17 protein-coding genes and 2 pseudogenes are annotated in these 17,141 nt (G+C 70.6%); 3 read left to right on the forward strand and 16 right to left on the reverse strand.

Annotated features, from left to right (window positions below; all coding sequences use genetic code 11):
* Positions 1-11: 11 nt before the first annotated feature.
* The 11 genes and pseudogenes from ABD224_RS03995 to ABD224_RS04045 form a co-directional block, all read right to left on the reverse strand.
* Positions 12-578, reverse strand: a complete 567-nt coding sequence (locus ABD224_RS03995) for an NUDIX hydrolase (RefSeq protein WP_344046809.1) — start codon at positions 576-578, stop codon at positions 12-14.
* 4 nt (positions 579-582) lie between these two features.
* Positions 583-1,704 carry an adenosylhomocysteinase gene (locus ABD224_RS04000; RefSeq protein ID WP_301477402.1) on the reverse strand — a complete coding sequence of 374 codons (1,122 nt, stop codon included), beginning with the start codon at positions 1,702-1,704 and terminating at the stop codon, positions 583-585.
* Between the two features lie 26 nt (positions 1,705-1,730).
* Positions 1,731-2,684: an NAD-dependent epimerase/dehydratase family protein gene (locus tag ABD224_RS04005; RefSeq protein ID WP_344046813.1), complete on the reverse strand. Its 954-nt coding sequence runs from the start codon at positions 2,682-2,684 to the stop codon at positions 1,731-1,733.
* Between the two features lie 78 nt (positions 2,685-2,762).
* Positions 2,763-3,599 (reverse strand): phosphotransferase, encoded by an 837-nt coding sequence (locus ABD224_RS04010; protein ID WP_344046815.1) that lies wholly within the window; start codon positions 3,597-3,599, stop codon positions 2,763-2,765.
* The gene (locus ABD224_RS04015; RefSeq protein ID WP_344046817.1) at positions 3,596-4,252 is read right to left on the reverse strand and encodes a histidine phosphatase family protein; all 657 of its coding nucleotides are present in this window, start codon (positions 4,250-4,252) and stop codon (positions 3,596-3,598) included. Before ABD224_RS04015 ends, ABD224_RS04010 begins: the two co-directional genes overlap by 4 nt.
* Entirely contained in the window at positions 4,249-5,010 is a 762-nt protein-coding gene (locus ABD224_RS04020; protein ID WP_344046819.1) for a phosphotransferase, read from the reverse strand. Before ABD224_RS04020 ends, ABD224_RS04015 begins: the two co-directional genes overlap by 4 nt.
* Positions 5,007-5,654 (reverse strand): class I SAM-dependent methyltransferase, encoded by a 648-nt coding sequence (locus tag ABD224_RS04025; protein ID WP_344046821.1) that lies wholly within the window; start codon positions 5,652-5,654, stop codon positions 5,007-5,009. The genes ABD224_RS04020 and ABD224_RS04025 overlap by 4 nt, the downstream gene beginning before the upstream one ends.
* A gap of 58 nt (positions 5,655-5,712) precedes the next feature.
* Positions 5,713-6,270: pseudogene (locus ABD224_RS04030) on the reverse strand (thymidylate synthase); the annotation flags it as partial.
* Positions 6,156-8,009 (reverse strand): hypothetical protein, encoded by a 1,854-nt coding sequence (locus ABD224_RS04035; RefSeq protein WP_344046824.1) that lies wholly within the window; start codon positions 8,007-8,009, stop codon positions 6,156-6,158. The gene ABD224_RS04035 and the pseudogene ABD224_RS04030, both read right to left, overlap by 115 nt.
* The gene (locus ABD224_RS04040; protein ID WP_344046826.1) at positions 8,006-8,635 is read right to left on the reverse strand and encodes an HAD family hydrolase; all 630 of its coding nucleotides are present in this window, start codon (positions 8,633-8,635) and stop codon (positions 8,006-8,008) included. The genes ABD224_RS04035 and ABD224_RS04040 overlap by 4 nt, the downstream gene beginning before the upstream one ends.
* Positions 8,636-8,735: 100 nt before the next feature.
* Entirely contained in the window at positions 8,736-9,224 is a 489-nt protein-coding gene (locus tag ABD224_RS04045; protein ID WP_344046828.1) for an ATP-binding protein, read from the reverse strand.
* 341 nt (positions 9,225-9,565) lie between these two features.
* Between ABD224_RS04045 and ABD224_RS04050 the strand changes: the two genes are divergently transcribed.
* The 3 genes and pseudogenes from ABD224_RS04050 to ABD224_RS04060 form a co-directional block, all read left to right on the forward strand.
* Positions 9,566-10,954, forward strand: a complete 1,389-nt coding sequence (locus tag ABD224_RS04050) for an NsdA family TPR-like regulatory protein (RefSeq protein WP_344046830.1) — start codon at positions 9,566-9,568, stop codon at positions 10,952-10,954.
* A gap of 75 nt (positions 10,955-11,029) precedes the next feature.
* A complete protein-coding gene (locus ABD224_RS29415) occupies positions 11,030-11,515 on the forward strand; it encodes a TrmO family methyltransferase domain-containing protein (protein WP_158100406.1) in 486 nt (161 codons plus the stop codon).
* A pseudogene (locus tag ABD224_RS04060) lies at positions 11,491-11,854 on the forward strand (transposase); the annotation flags it as partial. The gene ABD224_RS29415 and the pseudogene ABD224_RS04060, both read left to right, overlap by 25 nt.
* A gap of 162 nt (positions 11,855-12,016) precedes the next feature.
* Here the strand turns inward: ABD224_RS04060 and ABD224_RS04065 are convergent.
* From ABD224_RS04065 to ABD224_RS04085, 5 genes are all read right to left on the reverse strand, one after another.
* Positions 12,017-12,439, reverse strand: a complete 423-nt coding sequence (locus tag ABD224_RS04065) for an aggregation-promoting factor C-terminal-like domain-containing protein (RefSeq protein WP_344046832.1) — start codon at positions 12,437-12,439, stop codon at positions 12,017-12,019.
* 321 nt (positions 12,440-12,760) lie between these two features.
* Positions 12,761-13,657, reverse strand: coding sequence for an ECF transporter S component (locus tag ABD224_RS04070; RefSeq protein WP_344046834.1), 897 nt, complete (start codon positions 13,655-13,657; stop codon positions 12,761-12,763).
* Positions 13,654-15,339 (reverse strand): ABC transporter ATP-binding protein, encoded by a 1,686-nt coding sequence (locus tag ABD224_RS04075; protein ID WP_344046836.1) that lies wholly within the window; start codon positions 15,337-15,339, stop codon positions 13,654-13,656. Before ABD224_RS04075 ends, ABD224_RS04070 begins: the two co-directional genes overlap by 4 nt.
* Positions 15,336-16,472, reverse strand: a complete 1,137-nt coding sequence (locus ABD224_RS04080; RefSeq protein WP_344046838.1) for a CbiQ family ECF transporter T component — start codon at positions 16,470-16,472, stop codon at positions 15,336-15,338. The genes ABD224_RS04075 and ABD224_RS04080 overlap by 4 nt, the downstream gene beginning before the upstream one ends.
* Entirely contained in the window at positions 16,465-17,127 is a 663-nt protein-coding gene (locus tag ABD224_RS04085; RefSeq protein ID WP_344047122.1) for an SCO2322 family protein, read from the reverse strand. The genes ABD224_RS04080 and ABD224_RS04085 overlap by 8 nt, the downstream gene beginning before the upstream one ends.
* Between the last annotated feature and the right edge of the window lie 14 nt (positions 17,128-17,141).

Genomic DNA, 17,141 nt, shown 5'->3' on the forward strand with positions numbered 1-17,141 from the left:
GTCGATGAATGTCAGGAATGAGTGGGGTGGGGGAGGAGGGCCAGCTTGGCGCGGACGGTCGGTGAGGCGGAGTCCTCGAAGGACCGCCACTCGTGGCCGCTGACCTCTTCGGCTTGGAGCTTCACGGTGCGTTCGGCCCGAAGGAGGAAGGCCCAGCGGAAGTCCACGTGCTGGTGTGCCGGTTCGCCCTTCGCGGGGTTGGCGGCGATGTCGTGTACGTCGATGTCCAGCGGCACGGTCTCGAAGCCGGGCAGGGGGACGACTGCATCACGAGGAATGCCGGCCTCCTCGCCCAGTTCACGAAGGGCGGCACCGGGAAGGTCTTTGTCGCCTGGCTCGTTGTGACCGCCGGGCGCGAGGGCCTTGCCCGTGGCGTTGTGCTGAATGTGGAGCACCCGGTCGTTGCTGCTGATGACGATGGCGCTGCAGGTGACGTGCGTGGGAAAGGTCTTGCGGCTGGTCGGATCGTCCTCGCCGGTAAGGACGACGAAGAGTGCAGCCAGGGCGTCCCGCTCGGACGGGTGACGGGTGAGGTACGCCTCAACGGTGGCGCGGATGTGGTCGGGGGAAGGCGGCATGGGATCACCTGTCGAAGTAGTCGAACCAGATCCTGGCGATGGCCTGGCGGTCGGGTGTGGGCATTTCATGGAGACCGGACTCGAAGCGGCCATGGCTGAGGGCCGCGGTGGCGGCGAGTATCTCGGCCTGAACGAGATGGATGTATGAGCCGACGGCGGCGCCGTGCACGAAGTTGACGGCGCCGCCGTCGGCGAGGACGTAGAAGTAGTGGCCCGTGATCTCGTAACGCGTCAGATGCTCGCTGACCGGGGTGCGCTTGTAGAGGCCATGGAGGCTGCCGAGTTCAAGTTCGTCCTCTGAGGACGTCACTGAGGCGAGGTACGCCCCGTTGCGCAGGGCGGAGAAATCGCCCTGCCGGAGGGCGAGGTTGCCTGTGGCACACAGGACGAGTTCCGCCTCGCGGAGCGCCTCGGCCGTCGACGCGCTCGTACGGAAGCCATGGGAATGCGCCTGCACTCTTTTGACCGGATCGGTGTCGTGGACGGTGACGCGCAGGTCTTGGGCGCGCAGCGTCTGAGCGATGGCCCGGCCGACCTTGCCGAACCCGATGACGCAGGCGTTTCGGCTGGTCAGAATGTCGCCGCGGGCGCGTACGAGGGCGTCGGTCGAGAAGACGATGGACCGGCCCACCAGGTGGTCCTCGCAGTCCTTCAGCGGGGAGCGGGCCACCGAGACGACGGGGCAGGGCAGGCGGTCGAGTGTCGCGTACCGCTGGTGTCCGTTCTCGGTGTCCTCGACGACGCCGAGGATGCGGCCGGAGAACTTCTCTACCAGGGTGTCGAGGCACGGTGCGAAGTAGCCGCCGATGTCCATCAGGATGACGTTCCGGCCGCCCGCTGTGTCCTCCAGGTACTCCAACGCCCTGGTCGAGTCGGCAAACAGTTCTCTGCTCAGGTCATGGATGGTGAAGGCACGTCGGACCTTTTCCAGCGTCGGCCGGTCGACTGACCTGGGCTTGGGGAGCACGGCACCGACCGTGGACATCGCGGCCATCGCGCGGAGGAACGCCGGCCGCTCGGAGAGCAGGTGCGTGATGATCAGCGTGGTGACGTGCTCGCCAGGGGGGAACCGTGTTGTGATCTGCCGGAAGAAGGCTTCCAGTCGAGCCTTTTCGGGACTCTCCACTGCAACTCCTCCTGGTGTCCCGCTGGTTATGCCACGTGGCCGTACGCGGCGGTCTCGGCAGCCAGCGCCTGCATGTGGGCGCGCATGCCGCTGTGAAGGTCGACCTGGGGCTGCCAGCCCAAGACCTCATGAGCACGGCTGGGGTCGGCGCGGGTGGTGAGGACGTCGCCGCTGCGGGGGTTTTCCTGGTGAACCTGGATCTCGCGGCCGGAGAGGCTGTTCGCGATATTGATCACTTCCAGCAGGGAGGCGCTCGAACCGCTCCCCACGTTGATCACTCCGCTGGCGGTCGGGATCGTGGCCGCGGCGATGGTGGCGATGACCGCGTCGTCGATGTACGTGAAGTCCCTGCGCTGGTGACCGTCTCCGTACAGACGTAGTGACTGGCCGGTCAGGGCGGCCCTGAGGGCGCGGTGGGTGAACATGTCGGGGCGCTGCCGTGGGCCGTAAACGGTGAAGTACCGCAGAGCGACGACGGTGGTGGGGCAATGGGCCTGGGCGGAGTACGCGAGGCAGAGCTGCTCCTCGGCGAGCTTCGTGACCGCGTACGGGGATGCGGGCTGTGGCCGGTCGGTTTCGGCGCTCGGACCGTCCTCGGTGGGGCCGTAGACGCTGGAGGATGAGGCCACCACCAGCCGGGGAACGCCCATACGGGTGACAGCGTCCATGACGCGGTGGGTGGCGAGAAGGTTGGAGGCGACGTACTCGCTGAACTTTGGCCCCCAGGAGGGGCGTACCCCGGGGATGCCGGCCAGGTGAAAGACGGCGTTCGCGTCCACGAGAAGCGGCTCGATCGCGCAGTTGAGGAGGTCAGCGGTGACGTGCATGTACCCCGGGAGCCTCTGCAGGGCGGCAAGGTTGGCTGCGGCCGTGGGGTCGGCGGCCGGGTCGCGACGGTCGACGCCGACGACGACGGCACCGGCCTGGACGAGGGCATGCGCGAGGTGGGAGCCGATGAAGCCGGCGGCGCCGGTCACCACAGCCCGGCGGGGGCAGCGGTGGTCAGGTGGGATGCGTGCTGTGACACGGAGTTCTCCAGGAATCCGAGGAGGGGTGGTTCAGGCGAGCCGGGCGAGAACGGTGCGGCCGTGGGCACTGAGGGCGAGATCGTCCTGTTCGTGTCCGCGGACCAGGGCGGTGACGGCCTCGATGGCGCCGAAGGACTCCAGCAGCCGCTGTTCGGTGTCGTTCAGCGGCGTTCCGTATCCGGCGAAGAAGGCTGTGCGGAGGTAGGGGGCGGCCTGCCAGCGGCGGAATTCGAGCCGGGCGAAGTCGCGGATGCGGGCGTCCCGGCGCATGTGCTCGAAGTCGCACATTCCGAAGGCGTCCCCAAGGAGCCAGTTTCGCGGCTGGTAGTCGAGGTGGCACACCGCGCTGTCCATGAGTGTGTTCGCCAGGACGTCCGCGCTGTGGCCCATGCGGTCGCGTTCGGCCGTGGAGATGAGGCCGGCCCGGTCTGCACGGGCGATCCAGTCGCGCAGCCGCCGGGCGAGTTCGGTGCCGACCGCGCCGGTGCGCGGTACCGAGGTGGCGTGATGCAGCTTGCCCAGCACGCGCCCGGCCTCGTAGTGAGCCCGTTCCTCCTCCGGCGACCCTGGCGCGACTGTATCCGCCCGTACGCCGCGCACTGCGGTGAGCAGCAGGGTGCATGTTCTGTCCTGTCGGCCCACCACTCGGGGGACGTGCCCGATCAGGTGAGCTCCCCAGGTGAGATAGGCGTGGAGTTCTCGAATGTATCGGTCGCGTTTGCTGTGCTGCTTGGCGAAGAACTCATTGCCGTCGGCGTCGACCAGACGCAGGACTCGGGGTGGGAGAGTCGGATCGTGCACGATCCGGACCGCTCCGAGCGCGCCGCGTGCCAGGCTCAGGCGCGGATCATCGGACGGCGTGATCACGCGGCAGCCTCCTGCGCCAACCCGGCCAGGTGCTCGGTGTCGTTGTGTCGGTCGAGCATCCACCGTCTCTGTCCAAGCCGGTTGAGGTGGTGTTGCCACCGGGTGATGGACCCGTGGGAGACCGTGAATCCGGCCGGAGAACCGAGCGGGATTCCCAGGAGCAGGGTGTGGGCGACGATCACGGTCTCGCCGTGCGCGGCGAACAGGATGCGCTCACCCTCGTGATGGTCGATGAGCTCCTGCAGAAGGCGGCCGGCCCGCTCCAGATAGCCGTTCCACGTGTCGGATCCAGCAGCCCAGGGCCTGTCCGGGTGGGCGTGCGGCCCACCGCCGGCAGCGGTTTTCACCTCGGTCCAGGGTCTGCCGTCGGCGGAACCGTGGACCGGACCGTCGAGACGGTCGTCGGTGGACATGGGGAGGTTGAGAGCCTGGCTGATGATCTTGCCGGTCTGGCGCAGGCGGAGGCGAGGGCCGGCGTACAGCGCTGCGAACGGCTTGTCGCGGTGCTCGGTGGCGAGGCGGAGCGCGACCCGTTCGATCTGGGTGTATCCGCGGTTGGTCAGCCCGGTGCAGGTGCGCGGACCGCCGACCAGGCCGTCGACGTTGCATTGGGCTTCGCCGTGGCGGACGAAGACGAGTTCGGTGGTGATCATGCGGATCCTCGGGGACAGGGTCGGGGCGACCAGCTGTGGCCGTAGCCGTTGCGCCCGGCGTACGGAGCGGTCAGCACGGCGTGCAGCGCGAGGAAGTCGTCGAGCCGCTCGCGATCCGTGATGCCAAGCCGGGGGTCGTGGCGTTCGGCGGCCTCGTTGTAGGCGCGCAAAGCCGAGTCAATGGCTGGAGTCGGCAAAGGCCCGTACGTCAAGACCAGCGTCGCGATCAGCTTCGCCAGGTCGTACCCCATCGGCGCCAGCGTCAGATCGTCGGTGTCGACCGTGTAGATCTCACCGGCCTCGGTGATGACGAAGTTTCGCGGGTTGCTGTCCTTGTAGAAGGCGGTCGGCCCCTCGGCGGTCTTCTCCAGCAGCGTCAGCAAGGCGTGCAAGGCCGCGCGGTCCGGCAGGTACCCGTGTTCCAGCCTTCTTCGCAGGGCAGCCTGTCGGGGGCCGATGTAGTCGCCGAAAGCGATGCCGTCACGGAAACGGTGGGGCCTGTTGAGCGCGGCCGACCGGAGGTCGGTGGTCCAGGCAGCCCCGTGGGCGTCGCCCAGTAACCCAGCCAGGGCGGGCAGGTCTTCGGTCTGGGCAGGACGGCCGTCGATCCACTCGTATGTCAGGCTCGTCGGCCCCACCACCGTCAGCGCCGGCAGCCGCAGCGGCGGTGCGTGCTCGGCGAGCCAGGCGTGATGGCGGGCGGCCGAGGCCACCCGGCCGGGGGTCTCGTAGTGCTTGGTGAACTGGCGAACGCTCACGACCGTCTTCTCCGTGACTGGGCCACCACGAAGGTGACGAGGGACTTGGTGGTGAGGGGCCGGTCCGGCAGGACCTCATGCAGTGTTGCCGCGAGCGCGCCCGGATTGCCGTAAAGGCCCGGGGCGAGGTCGTACTTCGGGTTGGTGGCCAGGTACTCCGCCACATGGTCGTGGCCGTCGAAGGTGAAGCTGTGTTCCTCGTGCTCCACAGCGAGCACGTCGAGCGACGCGGCGGCCAGGTGGGCGAGGTTGCCGCTGTGCGCCGAGGTGTACAGGCTCTCGTGCTGCTCGGCCCGCGGGTCGAGGCCGGCGGCAGCGACCAGCTGGTCCATCTCCCGGTAGCTGTCGAGCCCCTTGGTGACGAGCACGGCCAGCCCTCCCGGAGCCAGCACCCGCTGCATCTCCGCGACCACCGTCTGAGGCCGCGGAGAGTGGTAGAGGCAGAAGGCGGCGACGGCGACATCGAATGACTGGGCAGGAAGAGGCAGTTGGTGGAAGTTGCCCAGGAGGAAGCTGACGGGGACGTCGGGGAGCCGTTGAGCGCGGCGTAGGGCCTGCTCGATCAAGGCCGGAGCCGCGTCGAGACCGAGTACCCGCCGCGGCCGGAGTTGCCGGGCCAGGGCCAGACTGCTCGTACTGACCACGCATCGTCGTCGACATGTGCAGGCGGCCGGCGCGCAGATGGAAGCCGAAGCCCAGCGTGCAGGGCACGTCCTTGTGCCCTGCAGCGTCCTGGGCCGGGTCGTAGAGCTGGATCAGGGCCCGGCGGGAGTCGGGGTCCTCTTTGAGGATTTCGACGACGCGGCTCAGCTGATCCACGTTCCCTGCCCACTTCCGCATCCGCGGCCCGTACGCGCCCCGCAGGACACCATCGTCGGCGTACTTCCGCAGGTGCGCGTTGTAATCGAAGATCCACGGGGCGTTCGAGCCGGAGAGGTGCCATACGGTCTCCGCCACGGCAAACGCGGGGTTGATGACGCGTGCCGGCGGCGCGTACAGCAGGCGCGCCCGCGGCTGGGTCGGCCGCATATGAACGTCGAGCACCTCACGGGTCGCCATACCACGGGGGCTGACCCTCTCGCCGCTCTTGGCCAGGGCGACAGCGCCGACGAAGAGTTCGGCAACGCTGCCGGCGGTCAGGTGTGTCATCGGACAGGTACTCCTTCGCCCTGCGGCCGTCCGGACTCGGCGGCGCGGGCATCGTGGCTGATGTGATGGGAGTGCATGACACGGTCGCCCGATCGGCGGGTGATGAGGCATGCAACTTGGGCTGCGCTGTCACCGCGCCACCGGCAGACCGCGTCCAACGCCGCCCGGTCGGCAGGCGGGTGCGGACCGCGCAATGCGACGAGAGCGTCGGCGATGTCATCGGCGGTGCTGCACCGCCGTGCAAGGCCGTGGTCGGAGAGTCCGAGCGTGCGCTCGCCGGGCAAACCCAGTTCGAGCACCGGCACGCCTACCAGCGCGGCTTCGATGCCGCACGTCGAGTAGGCGCTTGCCAGGGCGTCGGCACCGGCGAGGCAGCCACGAGCGCCGACCCGGGGATCGGCCACGGCCACGGGCGGCCGACCGTCCCGTTCGAGCAAGGGGGCGAAGACGTCGATGCTCTGTGCCGGATGCGGTGCGATGACAAGGCCCCAGTCGCTGCCGGCCTGCCACAGACCGTCCAGCAGCAGGTCGGCCTGGGCCTTGAGCCGGTCAGGACCGAAGGGCTGGCAGGCCCACACCGCGATGCGGGCAGGACTTTGCTGCCGGCCCGGGCCCAGCAGGCTTTCCAGGTAGTGCCGCTGGGTCTCGCGGCCGAGGCCGGCGAGTGCATCGAAGCGGGGCTGGCCCAGGACATGGACTTCGGCGTCAGGGTGGCGCACCCACGCCCTGGCGAGGGGGAGATCCCGCTCGCCCATGACCACGATGTGGCGACTGTGCAGCGCGGGCCATGCGACCGACTCCGCCGTCCAGGCCCCGTGCTGGACGTGCACCGTGTTCACCCCATGGCGCTCTGCCACATGTACGGCCAGTGCACCCAGCGGGCTCGTGTCGTTGCTGACCAGGACGGTGTGAGGCCGGACGACGGCGAGGACGGCGTCCAACCATGTCTCCGTACGCACCACGGATCGCCACGACGGCTGGGTGCACCCGCCGCTTGTCTCCAGCAGGACGGACACGAGGCGGACCAGCCGGGCCAGATGAACCTCGTGCTCGCCGACTCGAACGACGCGGCCATCGTCCTGCGGCCTCAACCCGTCCACGGCGCCGGAAAGGCCGAAGAGACCGGTCGGCGGCGAGCACAGGTTCACCCCCGCGACGCCCGGAGCCGGGCACCGCTCCGCCGGGTCGGTCGCCAAGTCCACCACGAGGCTGGGGTGCCCGTTTTGGGCCAACTCCTCCAACACTGGCAGCAGAGTGGCCGCGTGACGGGACGACCACGACAACGCCACCACCTCGCTCACTGGAAGTACCGAGGGAACCGGGCTCGGCACCGAAGCAGCCGCCGGGGCAGGAGGGAGATTGCGTAACCGCGCGGAGCGGAGGGGGTTGCGCCGGGCCGCGGCTCCGAGCAGGTAGGCGATGCCCGACCAGGTGACGGTGTACGCCCGGTACTCGCGGGAGCTGCTCGACCGCAGCCCGACGAGTCCTTCATACGGCGCGAGCCTCAGCCGACCCGGGGCCTTCGCGAACGGCTCCCACGCGCTGAGCGCCGCCAACTTACGTACGGCCTGTGCCACCAGGCGCCGCGCCGGCACGTGCTGGACGTACAGCCACCCCGCACCACCCGGCGTCCTCGCGAGGTCAGCACCGTACGCTTCGAGGGCCTCCATCACATGGTCGACCTGTGCTTCAGCATCGCGCTGGTTGAAGGGCAGGGCCTCCAGTTCGGACACGGTGATCCGGTCGGACTTCATGGTCGCGAGCGCGTGCTCGCCGACCAGCGCCCACAGGGGCTTGCCATCGGAGTCGGCGCGGGCGATGCCCAAGGCGCTGCGCTTGGTCGGCCTCATACCGGGCTCCCTTCGGGGATCGGTCCGGTGTCCATCAGTCGCAGCAGGTCCTTCGGCGATTCGGCGATAACGGGGGCCGGGGGGCTCGGAGTGCCGTAGCCCCAGCCCGCATGCACATACGAGACGCCGGCGCGGCGGGCTGCCTCCTGGTCGACCGCCGTGTCTCCGACGTACAGGGCATCGGCCGGGTCGGCGCCCAGGTCGATCAGGGCGAGCAGGATCGGGTCTGGAGCGGGTTTCCCCCGCCCTACCCCGTTCGGCGTGCGCACCGTGGCGAAAGGGACGCCGAGCTGAGCCAGGAGCGGGGTGGCTCGCGCCAACGGCTTGGACGTGACAACCCCCAGCCGCCAGTCGGCAGCGGCGAAGGCATGCAGGACCTCCGCGACGCCGTCGAACTGCCGGGCGAGGTGAGAAGCGGCCGTCGACGCCTTGGAGTAGGTCTGGTGGATCGGCTCAGCGTCAGCGAGCCCGAGCTGCTGCATGATGTCGGCGAAAGGGCGGCCCAGGTGGCGTTCGTACTCCCCGAACGGCACGTCGAGTCCGTGGTCCTCACGGACCTGGCGCCACGCACACTCCATGACCGGGCGGGTGTCGACGAGCACACCGTCCAGGTCCAGCAGCAGCACACGTACGGCATCGGCGTCGAGGCCCCGCCTCGTTCCGCCGGAGGTCGGCGCGGGTGAGGAAGCAGGCCGGGATGACATCAGGAATCTCCAAGGGAAGGCGTCAGGAGGTGAAGGGCGACTCGGTGCGTCTCACGAGAGCGATCACTCTCTTGCCGCGTCCGTCTTCCCTGGGGCAGACGGTCCAGGCGTCGGCCGCTGCCGACACGATGTGCAGACCCCGTCCGCTGGTGGCATGGAGCGAGACGGTCTGAGGCACTGGGGGCTCAGGGGAGTTGTCTTCGACCTCGATCCCCACAACACCGGCCTGCAGGGCTGACGTCAGCGTGATCTCTTCGACGGGCTCGCCTTCCACTCTGGGCGGAAGGCTCTGGCCGGCGCCCGGAGTTCGGCCGTGCCGCTCGGCGTTGGTGGTGAGCTCGCTGACGATCAATACAACCTGGTCCAGAAGGTCTTCCATTCCCCACGCCGTCAGCGCTTCCCGGGTGAAGGACCGGGCTTTGCCCGGAGCCCTGTCGTTGGCGGCGAGCGTCAGGCTCTTCTTCTGTTCGGGAGTGCTGATCACACTGCCCAGACTTTCGATTCGGTCCATGCTCGCCTTCTCACAACTGGTGCTTGAGCCCGCGGAGGACTCGATCGGCGGTCTTGTCGGAGTGGCCGAAGCGGCGGAGGTTCTGCACGAGTACGGCCACTGGTGGGGGTGGTCGAGGCGCCGTACGCCGGACGCCGGAGCGGGAGCGCGTCCGTCGCCCGACCCAGTCCGGGTATTGATGCAGTCGTGTGGCTGGTCTTCACCGGTTTCCTCCCGGACAAAGGCACTTGGTGGTTTCGTTGACCACAAGCGAACCGTGGATCACATCGCGGCGGTATCTCCCGGCGGCTGCCGGGGCCGTCAAACCCGTCAAAGATCGTTTTGGTGGACCGAGGTAGACGATGGCGCGCGAGCGGAACGTGAAGCTGGCCGACGCAATCGCGGAAACAGGCTGGTCGCAGCAGAAAGTGGCGGCTGCCTTCGTGAGGGTTGCGGCCGAGGTGGGAGCAAAGGAGCTGTTGGGCACCAGCCGCTCGCACATCGCCATGTGGGTGGCGGGAACGCAGCCCTCGGGCAGAGCGCCCCTTGTCTTGTGCGAGACGTTGTCCCGGCGACTGCAACGCCCCATCACACCAGCTGAGATCGGGCTCTCCGTGTCAGGCGCGGACGCAGTCACAGCATCGGAGTGGAATGTCGATACGCTGACTGCGCTGGTAGACCTTGGGAGAAGAGACGTGGATCTCGAACGCCGCCGACTGCTGGCCGGCGCCGCCTACTCGGTCGGTGGCCTGGTTCTTCCTGGACAGCAGTGGTGGGATGAGGCTCCCCAACGGGCGAGGTCCCGCCCCGCCGTGGCGGGCCGCAGGGTCGGGTCCGTCGAAGTCAGCGCTGTGCGTGAGATGACGGATTTCTTCTCTCGAAGAGACCAGCGCCACGGCGGCATGGACGGCCGCACGGCCTTCTGCCAGTACCTCGTCGACGACGTTGCCAGGTACGTTGGCGGGGTGTTCACCAGCGACGACACCCGTCGTGCCCTCCTCGCCGCTGCCTCCGAGGCGGTGTACGTCGCCGGCTGGATGAGCTTCGACGCCTCCCACCATGAGGCTGCCCGTCGCTACTTCACGCTGGCCCTGAAGCTCGCGGCGGAAGCCGACGACGCTCCGCTCGCCGGCCACATCCTGCGGGCGATGGCTCACCAGGCAATGGACCTCGGCCACCCACGGACTGCCGTCGACCTCGCCACGGCTTCCGTGGAGCGTAAGCGGTACACCCTCGTGACCCCTCGCGAGCGGGCACTGCTCGGTGTGGTGCAGGCACGCAGCCTTGCCGCCGACGGACAGAAGCGGGCCGCGATCGCAGCGCTTCTCCGCGCCGAGGACGACCTCACTGCGGCGGACGTCGGCGACGAGGATCCGAGTCGGGTGTGGTTCTTCCAGCAGGCATCCCTGGCCCACGAGACCGCCCGCGCCTTGTGGACGCTTGGCGATCTCGACGGAGCGCTCCGAGAATTCAACAACAGTGTGCTGACCAGGAAGGCCGACACCTTCAGCCGGACCCACGCGGTGACCTTGGGCTACATGGGTATGGTGCAGGCCCGCAAAGGGAACGTGGAGGCCGCGTGCCACACGTGGGCACAGGCCCCGGACGCGATGGAGGGTGTCCAGTCGGGCAGAGCGCGCGAGGCAGCCGTGACCATGCGCCGGGTGCTGTCCCCCTTCCGCAATCGGGGAATCGGCGTGGCCGCGGAGATCGACGAGCGCGCCAAGGCCGTACTCGAACGAGTAGCCTGACGGTGCCATGGTGAAGGAGGCGGGTACGCTGTGGCTGACCGCCTCGCCGGGCCGCGAGCGGAGGAGGGGGGACCCGTGTCCACACAGTCCATCGAGGTGCCGGTGATCGCCGAAGTGGTCGGAGGTCACAAGGGACGCCTCGACGACTTCAAGGGCGGTGTGGAGTCGATCATTCGGCTGCGCCCGGAGTACCCGGAGGAGACCCTGCAGGGGATCGAGGAGTTCTCTCACCTCCAGGTCACCTGGTTCTTCAACTTCGGCTCTCCTGAAGACGTTGCCCTCCACGCGCGCAGCCCGCGGGACAACCCGGACTGGCCGGCGACGGGAACCTTCGTGCACCACAACCACCGGCGTCCGGCTCGCCTCGCGACCTCGTTCCCCAGGCTGCTCCGCGTCGACGGACGGGACCTGCACGTCGCCGACCTCGATGCGGACGACGGCACGCTGGTGGTGGACCTGGTGGCGGTCTTCAAGGAGTTCCTGCCGCGCGGCACCGTCACCCAGCCCGCGTGGCCCAGTGAGATGCTGAAGGACTACTGGAGGGACGCCGCCGAACGCTGACTCGGGGCATCCTTACCGCCCGGGCCACCGGTCTGCGCAACCTGCCCCTGCATCACACCACGCAGAACCGGGTCTGGCTGGAGATCGTGCAGATCGCCCTCGACCTGCTGGCTGGGGGTACCCCCGGACGGAGTCCGGGGGAGGATGCCCCTGCTCGCCCTGACCGGCAAAGCCCGTCTCTGGGAACCCCGCCGTCTGCGGTTCCGCCTCTTCTCCGCGGCCGCCCAGCTCGTCACCACCGGCCGACGCCGCATCCTCCGCCTCGCGGCCCACTGGCCATGGACCCACGAGATCACAGGCGCCCTCGGACGGCTCCCCCACCTTCCGAACCCCGGCTGACCAGCATCTTCCCCGCTCCTACGAAAACACCAGCTCAGTTTGGAGCAGTGGAACCCGGTGCCCACCCGAGGCGACACTCGGGCACCTGGCATGCCCACCATCAGCCGCCGAAAGCGTGACGGTCCGCCGACTCCGTCGGCGGACCGTCACGGAAGTTCGAGGTCAGTACCAGCCGTTGGCCTGCCAGAACTTCCAGGCGCCGACCGGGCTGCCGTAGCGGGACTTCATGTAGTCCAGACCCCACTTGATCTGGGTCCGGGGGTTGGTCCTCCAGTCCGGGCCGGCCGAGGCCATCTTGGAGGCGGGCAGCGCCTGGACCAGGCCGTAGGCGCCGGAGGAGGGGTTGGTGGCCGTGACGTTCCAGTTGCTCTCGCGCTGGACGATGTTGCTGAACGCCTGGAACTGCGCGTCGTCCGGGATCATCTGACGCGCGATCGCCTTCGCCTCGGCGGCCGAGTACGTCGGCGCCGCGTGAGCGGGAGCGGGAGCGGAGGTGAGGGCCACGCCGGCGGTGGCGGCGGCCACGGCGGCGGTGGTGAGGGCCTTCTTCGGGGCGGCGATGCGGCGGACGAAGGAGACGGTCACGGGGGAACCTCTGGGAACCTCATGCGTCGGGACGGACAGAAGTCGCGGACAGTCCGGGACCCGTGGGGTCCGCCGGCGCCCGGCGACGCCGCCCAGAGAAGCAGGAGGCCCATCCGTCGGCAAACACCCCTTTTACTAGTGGTCGTCGCATTCGGGGTGAAGGTCGTTTGTGTGAGCCGGCTCTCACCGCCCAGGTCAGCGCGGGTGAAGTCGCGAGCATGCCAGGCGTGCGCGACTACGACCCGGCTTCGGAGGTGATCTGCGTCATGTGCGCCTCTTCACCGGGCGCGTCGCCCACGGTGAAGGGCGTGTCGCCGGAGGTCACGGTGCGGGTGCGTCGAACGTGACCGGTGTCTCGAAGGCGGCCCGGCGGGTGGCCCGGCGCAGGGCCCTGAGGACGGCGGGGCCGATCGTCAGGGTCAGGACGACGGTGACGGAGGCCCGGCCCAGGTCCCAGCCGAGCGAGGTGGCCAGGCAGTACGCCACGAAGCGGGCCAGGTTGGCGGTGACGTCCGCCTGCGGGTCGAAGGCGATGGAGGAGGCGAGGGTGCTCATGAAGGGCCAGCCCGCGAGGTTCATGACCGTGCCGTAGGCGAAGGCGGCCAGAAAGCCGTAGAGGGCCAGCAGCACCGACTCCGCGCGGCCGCGCAGACGGTCCGGGCCCGGCAGCAGGCCCGCGCCCATGGTGAACCACCCCATGGCCAGCATCTGGAACGGCAGCCACGGGCCCACCCCGCCCGTGAGCAGCGCGGAGGAGAACATCGTCACCGCGCCCAGCACGAACCCGAAGCCCGGCCCGAGCACCCGCCCGCTCAGCACCATCAGGAAGAACATGGGCTCGATCCCGGCCGTCCCGGCCCCGATGGGACGCAGCGCGGCCCCCGTCGCGGCCAGCACACCGAGCAGGGCGACGGCCTTCGGGCCGAGCCCGGACTCGGAGATCGTCGCGGCGACCACGGCGACGAGCAGGACGAGCAGGCCCGCGAAGAGCCAGGGCGCGTCCTGCGCGTGAGCGCTGAGCTGCGAGGTGGGCGGTGCGAGGAACGGCCAGACGAAGGCGGCCGCCCCGACGGCGCTGACCAGGACGAGCGCGGCGAGGGAGCGGGGGCCCAGACGGACGGGCCGGACCTGGGGAACGGGCCGCCCGGACCGCCCGGATCGCGCGGGCTGCGCGGAGGGCGCGGGCTGTGCGGGGTGCGCGGGCTGTACGGACTTCATGCCAGCGCCTCGCGGACCTGGGCGGCCGTGAGCCACCGCTGCGGAGCCAGGATCTTGGTGACCTGCGGGGCGAAGGACGGGGACGACACCACCACCTCGGCCGTCGGACCGTCGGCGATCACCTCGCCCTCGGCGAGCAGGACCACCCGGTGGGCCAGCTCGGCGGCCAGCTCCACGTCATGGGTGGCGAGCACGATGGCGTGCCCCTCGGCGGCGAGATCGCGCAGCAGGGCGACCAGACGGGCCTTCGCGCCGTAGTCCAGTCCGCGCGTCGGCTCGTCGAGCAGCAGCAGGGGCGGACGCGCGGTGAGCACGACGGCCAGCGCCAGGGCCAGCCGCTGCCCCTCGGACAGATCCCGGGGGTGGGTGTCGTCGGTGACACCGGGCAGCAGACCGGAGACCAGCGCACGGCAGGTTCCGGGGGCGGCCTGCGCGTCCCGGTCGGCCGCCGCGCACTCGGCGGCGACCGTGTCGGCGTACAGCAGATCGCGCGGCTCCTGCGGGACGAGGCCGACCCGCCGTACCAGCTCGCGCGGTGCCGTGCGGTGCGGGACCGCGCCGCCCACCCGCACCGATCCGCCGGACGGCTCGACCAGTCCGACGAGCGTGCCGAGCAGCGTGGACTTCCCGGCGCCGTTGCGGCCCATGAGCGCGACGGTCTCCCCCGGGGCGACGGACAGCTCCACGCCCCGCAGCGCCCGGACGCCGTCGCGGACCACGGTGAGGGAGCGGACCTCGGCCGCGGGCGCGCCCGCCGGAGCGGCCTCGGGCACGTCCCGGCGCCGCAGCCGCCACCGCGACGGCCGCCGGGGCGGTGGAGACGGGGGTGCCGTGGCCGGTGCCGGCCCCGCGGGCACGGGCTCCCGCCCGTCCAGTCGCTGCCGGAGATCCGCGGCCCGGCGGCGGGCGTCCCGCACGGTCAGGGGCAGCGGGGACCAGCCCGCCAGCCGGCCCAGGTCCACCACCGGCGGATACACGGGGGACACGGCCATGACGTCGGCCGGGGCGCCCACCAGCGGGGCGGCGCCCGGTGCGGGCAGCAGGACGACCTGGTCGGCGTACTGGACGACACGTTCCAGGCGGTGCTCGGCCATGAGGACCGTCGTGCCGAGGTCGTGCACCAGCCGCTGCAGCACGGCGAGGACCTCCTCGGCGGCGGCCGGGTCGAGTGCCGAGGTCGGTTCGTCCAGGACCAGGACCTTCGGGTGCGGGGTGAGGACCGAGCCGATCGCGACCCGCTGCTGCTGGCCGCCGGAGAGCGTGGAGAGGGGACGGTCGCGCAGACCGGCCAGGCCCAGCAGGTCCAGGACCTCCTCCACACGCCGCCGCATGACGTCCGGGGCGAGCCCCAGCGACTCCATGCCGTAGGCGAGTTCGTCCTCCACGGTGTCCGTGACGAAGTGCGACAGCGGGTCCTGGCCGACGGTGCCGACCACATCGGCGAGCTCGCGCGGCTTGTGGGTGCGGGTGTCCCGTCCGGCCACGGTGACCCGTCCGCGCAGGGTGCCGCCGGTGAAGTGCGGCACCAGCCCGCTGACCGCACCGAGCACGGTGGACTTGCCGACGCCGGACGGCCCGACGAGCAGCACGAGTTCCCCCTCGGGCACCTCGAAGTCGACGCCCCGGACGGTGGGCCGGTCCGCCCCGTCGTACGTCACGGAGACATTCTCGAAGCGGATCACGACGGCTCCTTGACAACGGGACGGGCGGCAGCGGAGTGCGCGGGGACAGGACGTGCGGCAGCGGAGTGCGCGGGGGCGGGACGTGCGGGCGCGGCGACGGCCGGGAGCAGACCGAGGAGCACGGCGGCGGCGGGCCACAGCGGAAGAGCGGGCGCGACCAGCGGCACCACCCCCGGGTGCAGGGCCCCGGGGTCCCGGGCGGCGGCGAGGGCCAGCAGCGCCGCGACCACCGCGCCCGACGCCGCCACGGCACAGGACCGCGGATTCCAGGTGTCGGGACGGTAGCGGGTGCGAGGGGACCGGCGCCCGCCCAGCCACAGGCCGGCCAGGGCGGCGGCGAGCCCGGCGAGCAGCACCGGAAGGCCATAGGTGCCGCCCTCGGCGGTGAGCAGCCCGTACGTCCCGGCGCAGACGCCCAGCAGACCCCCGAGGGTGAGCGCGGCGGTCGTCCGGCGCACGGCGGGCGGGACCTCGGCGGTACGGCCGTAGCCGCGGGCGTCCATCGCGGCGGCGAGGGCCACCGAGCGCTCCAGCGCGCCCTCCAGGACCGGCAGTCCGACCTGCAGCAGCCCGCGCACCCCCCGGTCGGGGCGGCCCCGCAGCCGGCGGGCGGCCCGCAGGCGCCGGGCGTCGGCGATCAGATGCGGGGCGAAGGTGAGCGCGACGACGACGGCGACACCGATCTCGTACAGCGCGCCGGGAAGGGACTTGAGCAGCCGGGCGGGGGTGGCGAGGGCGTTCGCGGCGCCCACGCAGACCAGCAGGGTGGCCAGCTTCAGGCCGTCGTACAGCGCGAAGACGACCGCCTCGGCCGTCACCCTGCCCCCGAGCCGGATGCCCTGCGCCCAGTCGGGCAGGGGGACTTCGGGAAGGGAGACGAGCACATGCGTTCCGGGGATGGGCGAGCCGAGCACGACGGCGAAGACGAGACGGATGACGAGCACGGCGAGGGCGAGCTTGAGGAAGGCGGTGTAGGCGCGGGCGGAGGGCGTGGCGGGACGGCAGGTCGCCACGACATAGCCGGAGACCGCGAGGAGCAGACCGAGCAGCAGCGGGTTGGTGGTGCGGGTGGCCGCGGTCCCCAGACCCAAGGCCCACAGCCACCAGGCCCCCGCGTGCACGCTGTCACGCATTCCCGCGCCGCCGCGCCTGCCACACCGCCGCCGCGCCCAGCGCCAGCACCGCGGCACCGCCGGCGAGAAGACCGACGGACGGGCCCGGTCCGGACCCGCTCTCCTCCTCGGCGGTCCTGCTCTTCCCCTTCGCTGCGTTTTCCGTGTTCCCCGCGGAGTCCTTCTCCGCGGTCACCTGCTCGCCGCACCCCTTCTTCGGATATCCGGAGATGGCGCACAGCAGGGCGTTGGTGTTGTAGCGCAGCGGTCCCGCGACAGCCGCCAGGGCCTCCGCGGTGGTCGCGTCGGCGGGCACCCGGGCACAGACGGTGCGCGGGGCCGGCGGGGTCTCCCCGGCCGGAGCGTCCTCGCGCGTGCCGAAGTCGAGGACGAGCGCGACCCGCTTGCTGCCCTTTTGGGACGGGGTCCTGGCGCAGATGGCCGCGAAGTCGGCCGTCCCGCGCGGCTTGGTGGCGTCCTGGGAGTCCTCGCTCACCGCGAACCGGAACCCCTGCACCTCACCGTCGGAAGGGCGTGCCGTGGACGGTCCCTCGGTGGCGTACGTCCACCGGTCGCCGTCACGCTCCCAGAAGGACCAGTACCGGTACCCCACGGCCTGGGCCTGCCCGGCACCGGCCGCCAGCAGGAGGACGGCCGCCGTCAGGGCGCAGAACATCCGGACCCGGCGTA

The sequence above is a fragment of the Streptomyces thermoalcalitolerans genome (assembly GCF_039525155.1).
GTDB lineage: Bacteria > Actinomycetota > Actinomycetes > Streptomycetales > Streptomycetaceae > Streptomyces > Streptomyces thermovulgaris.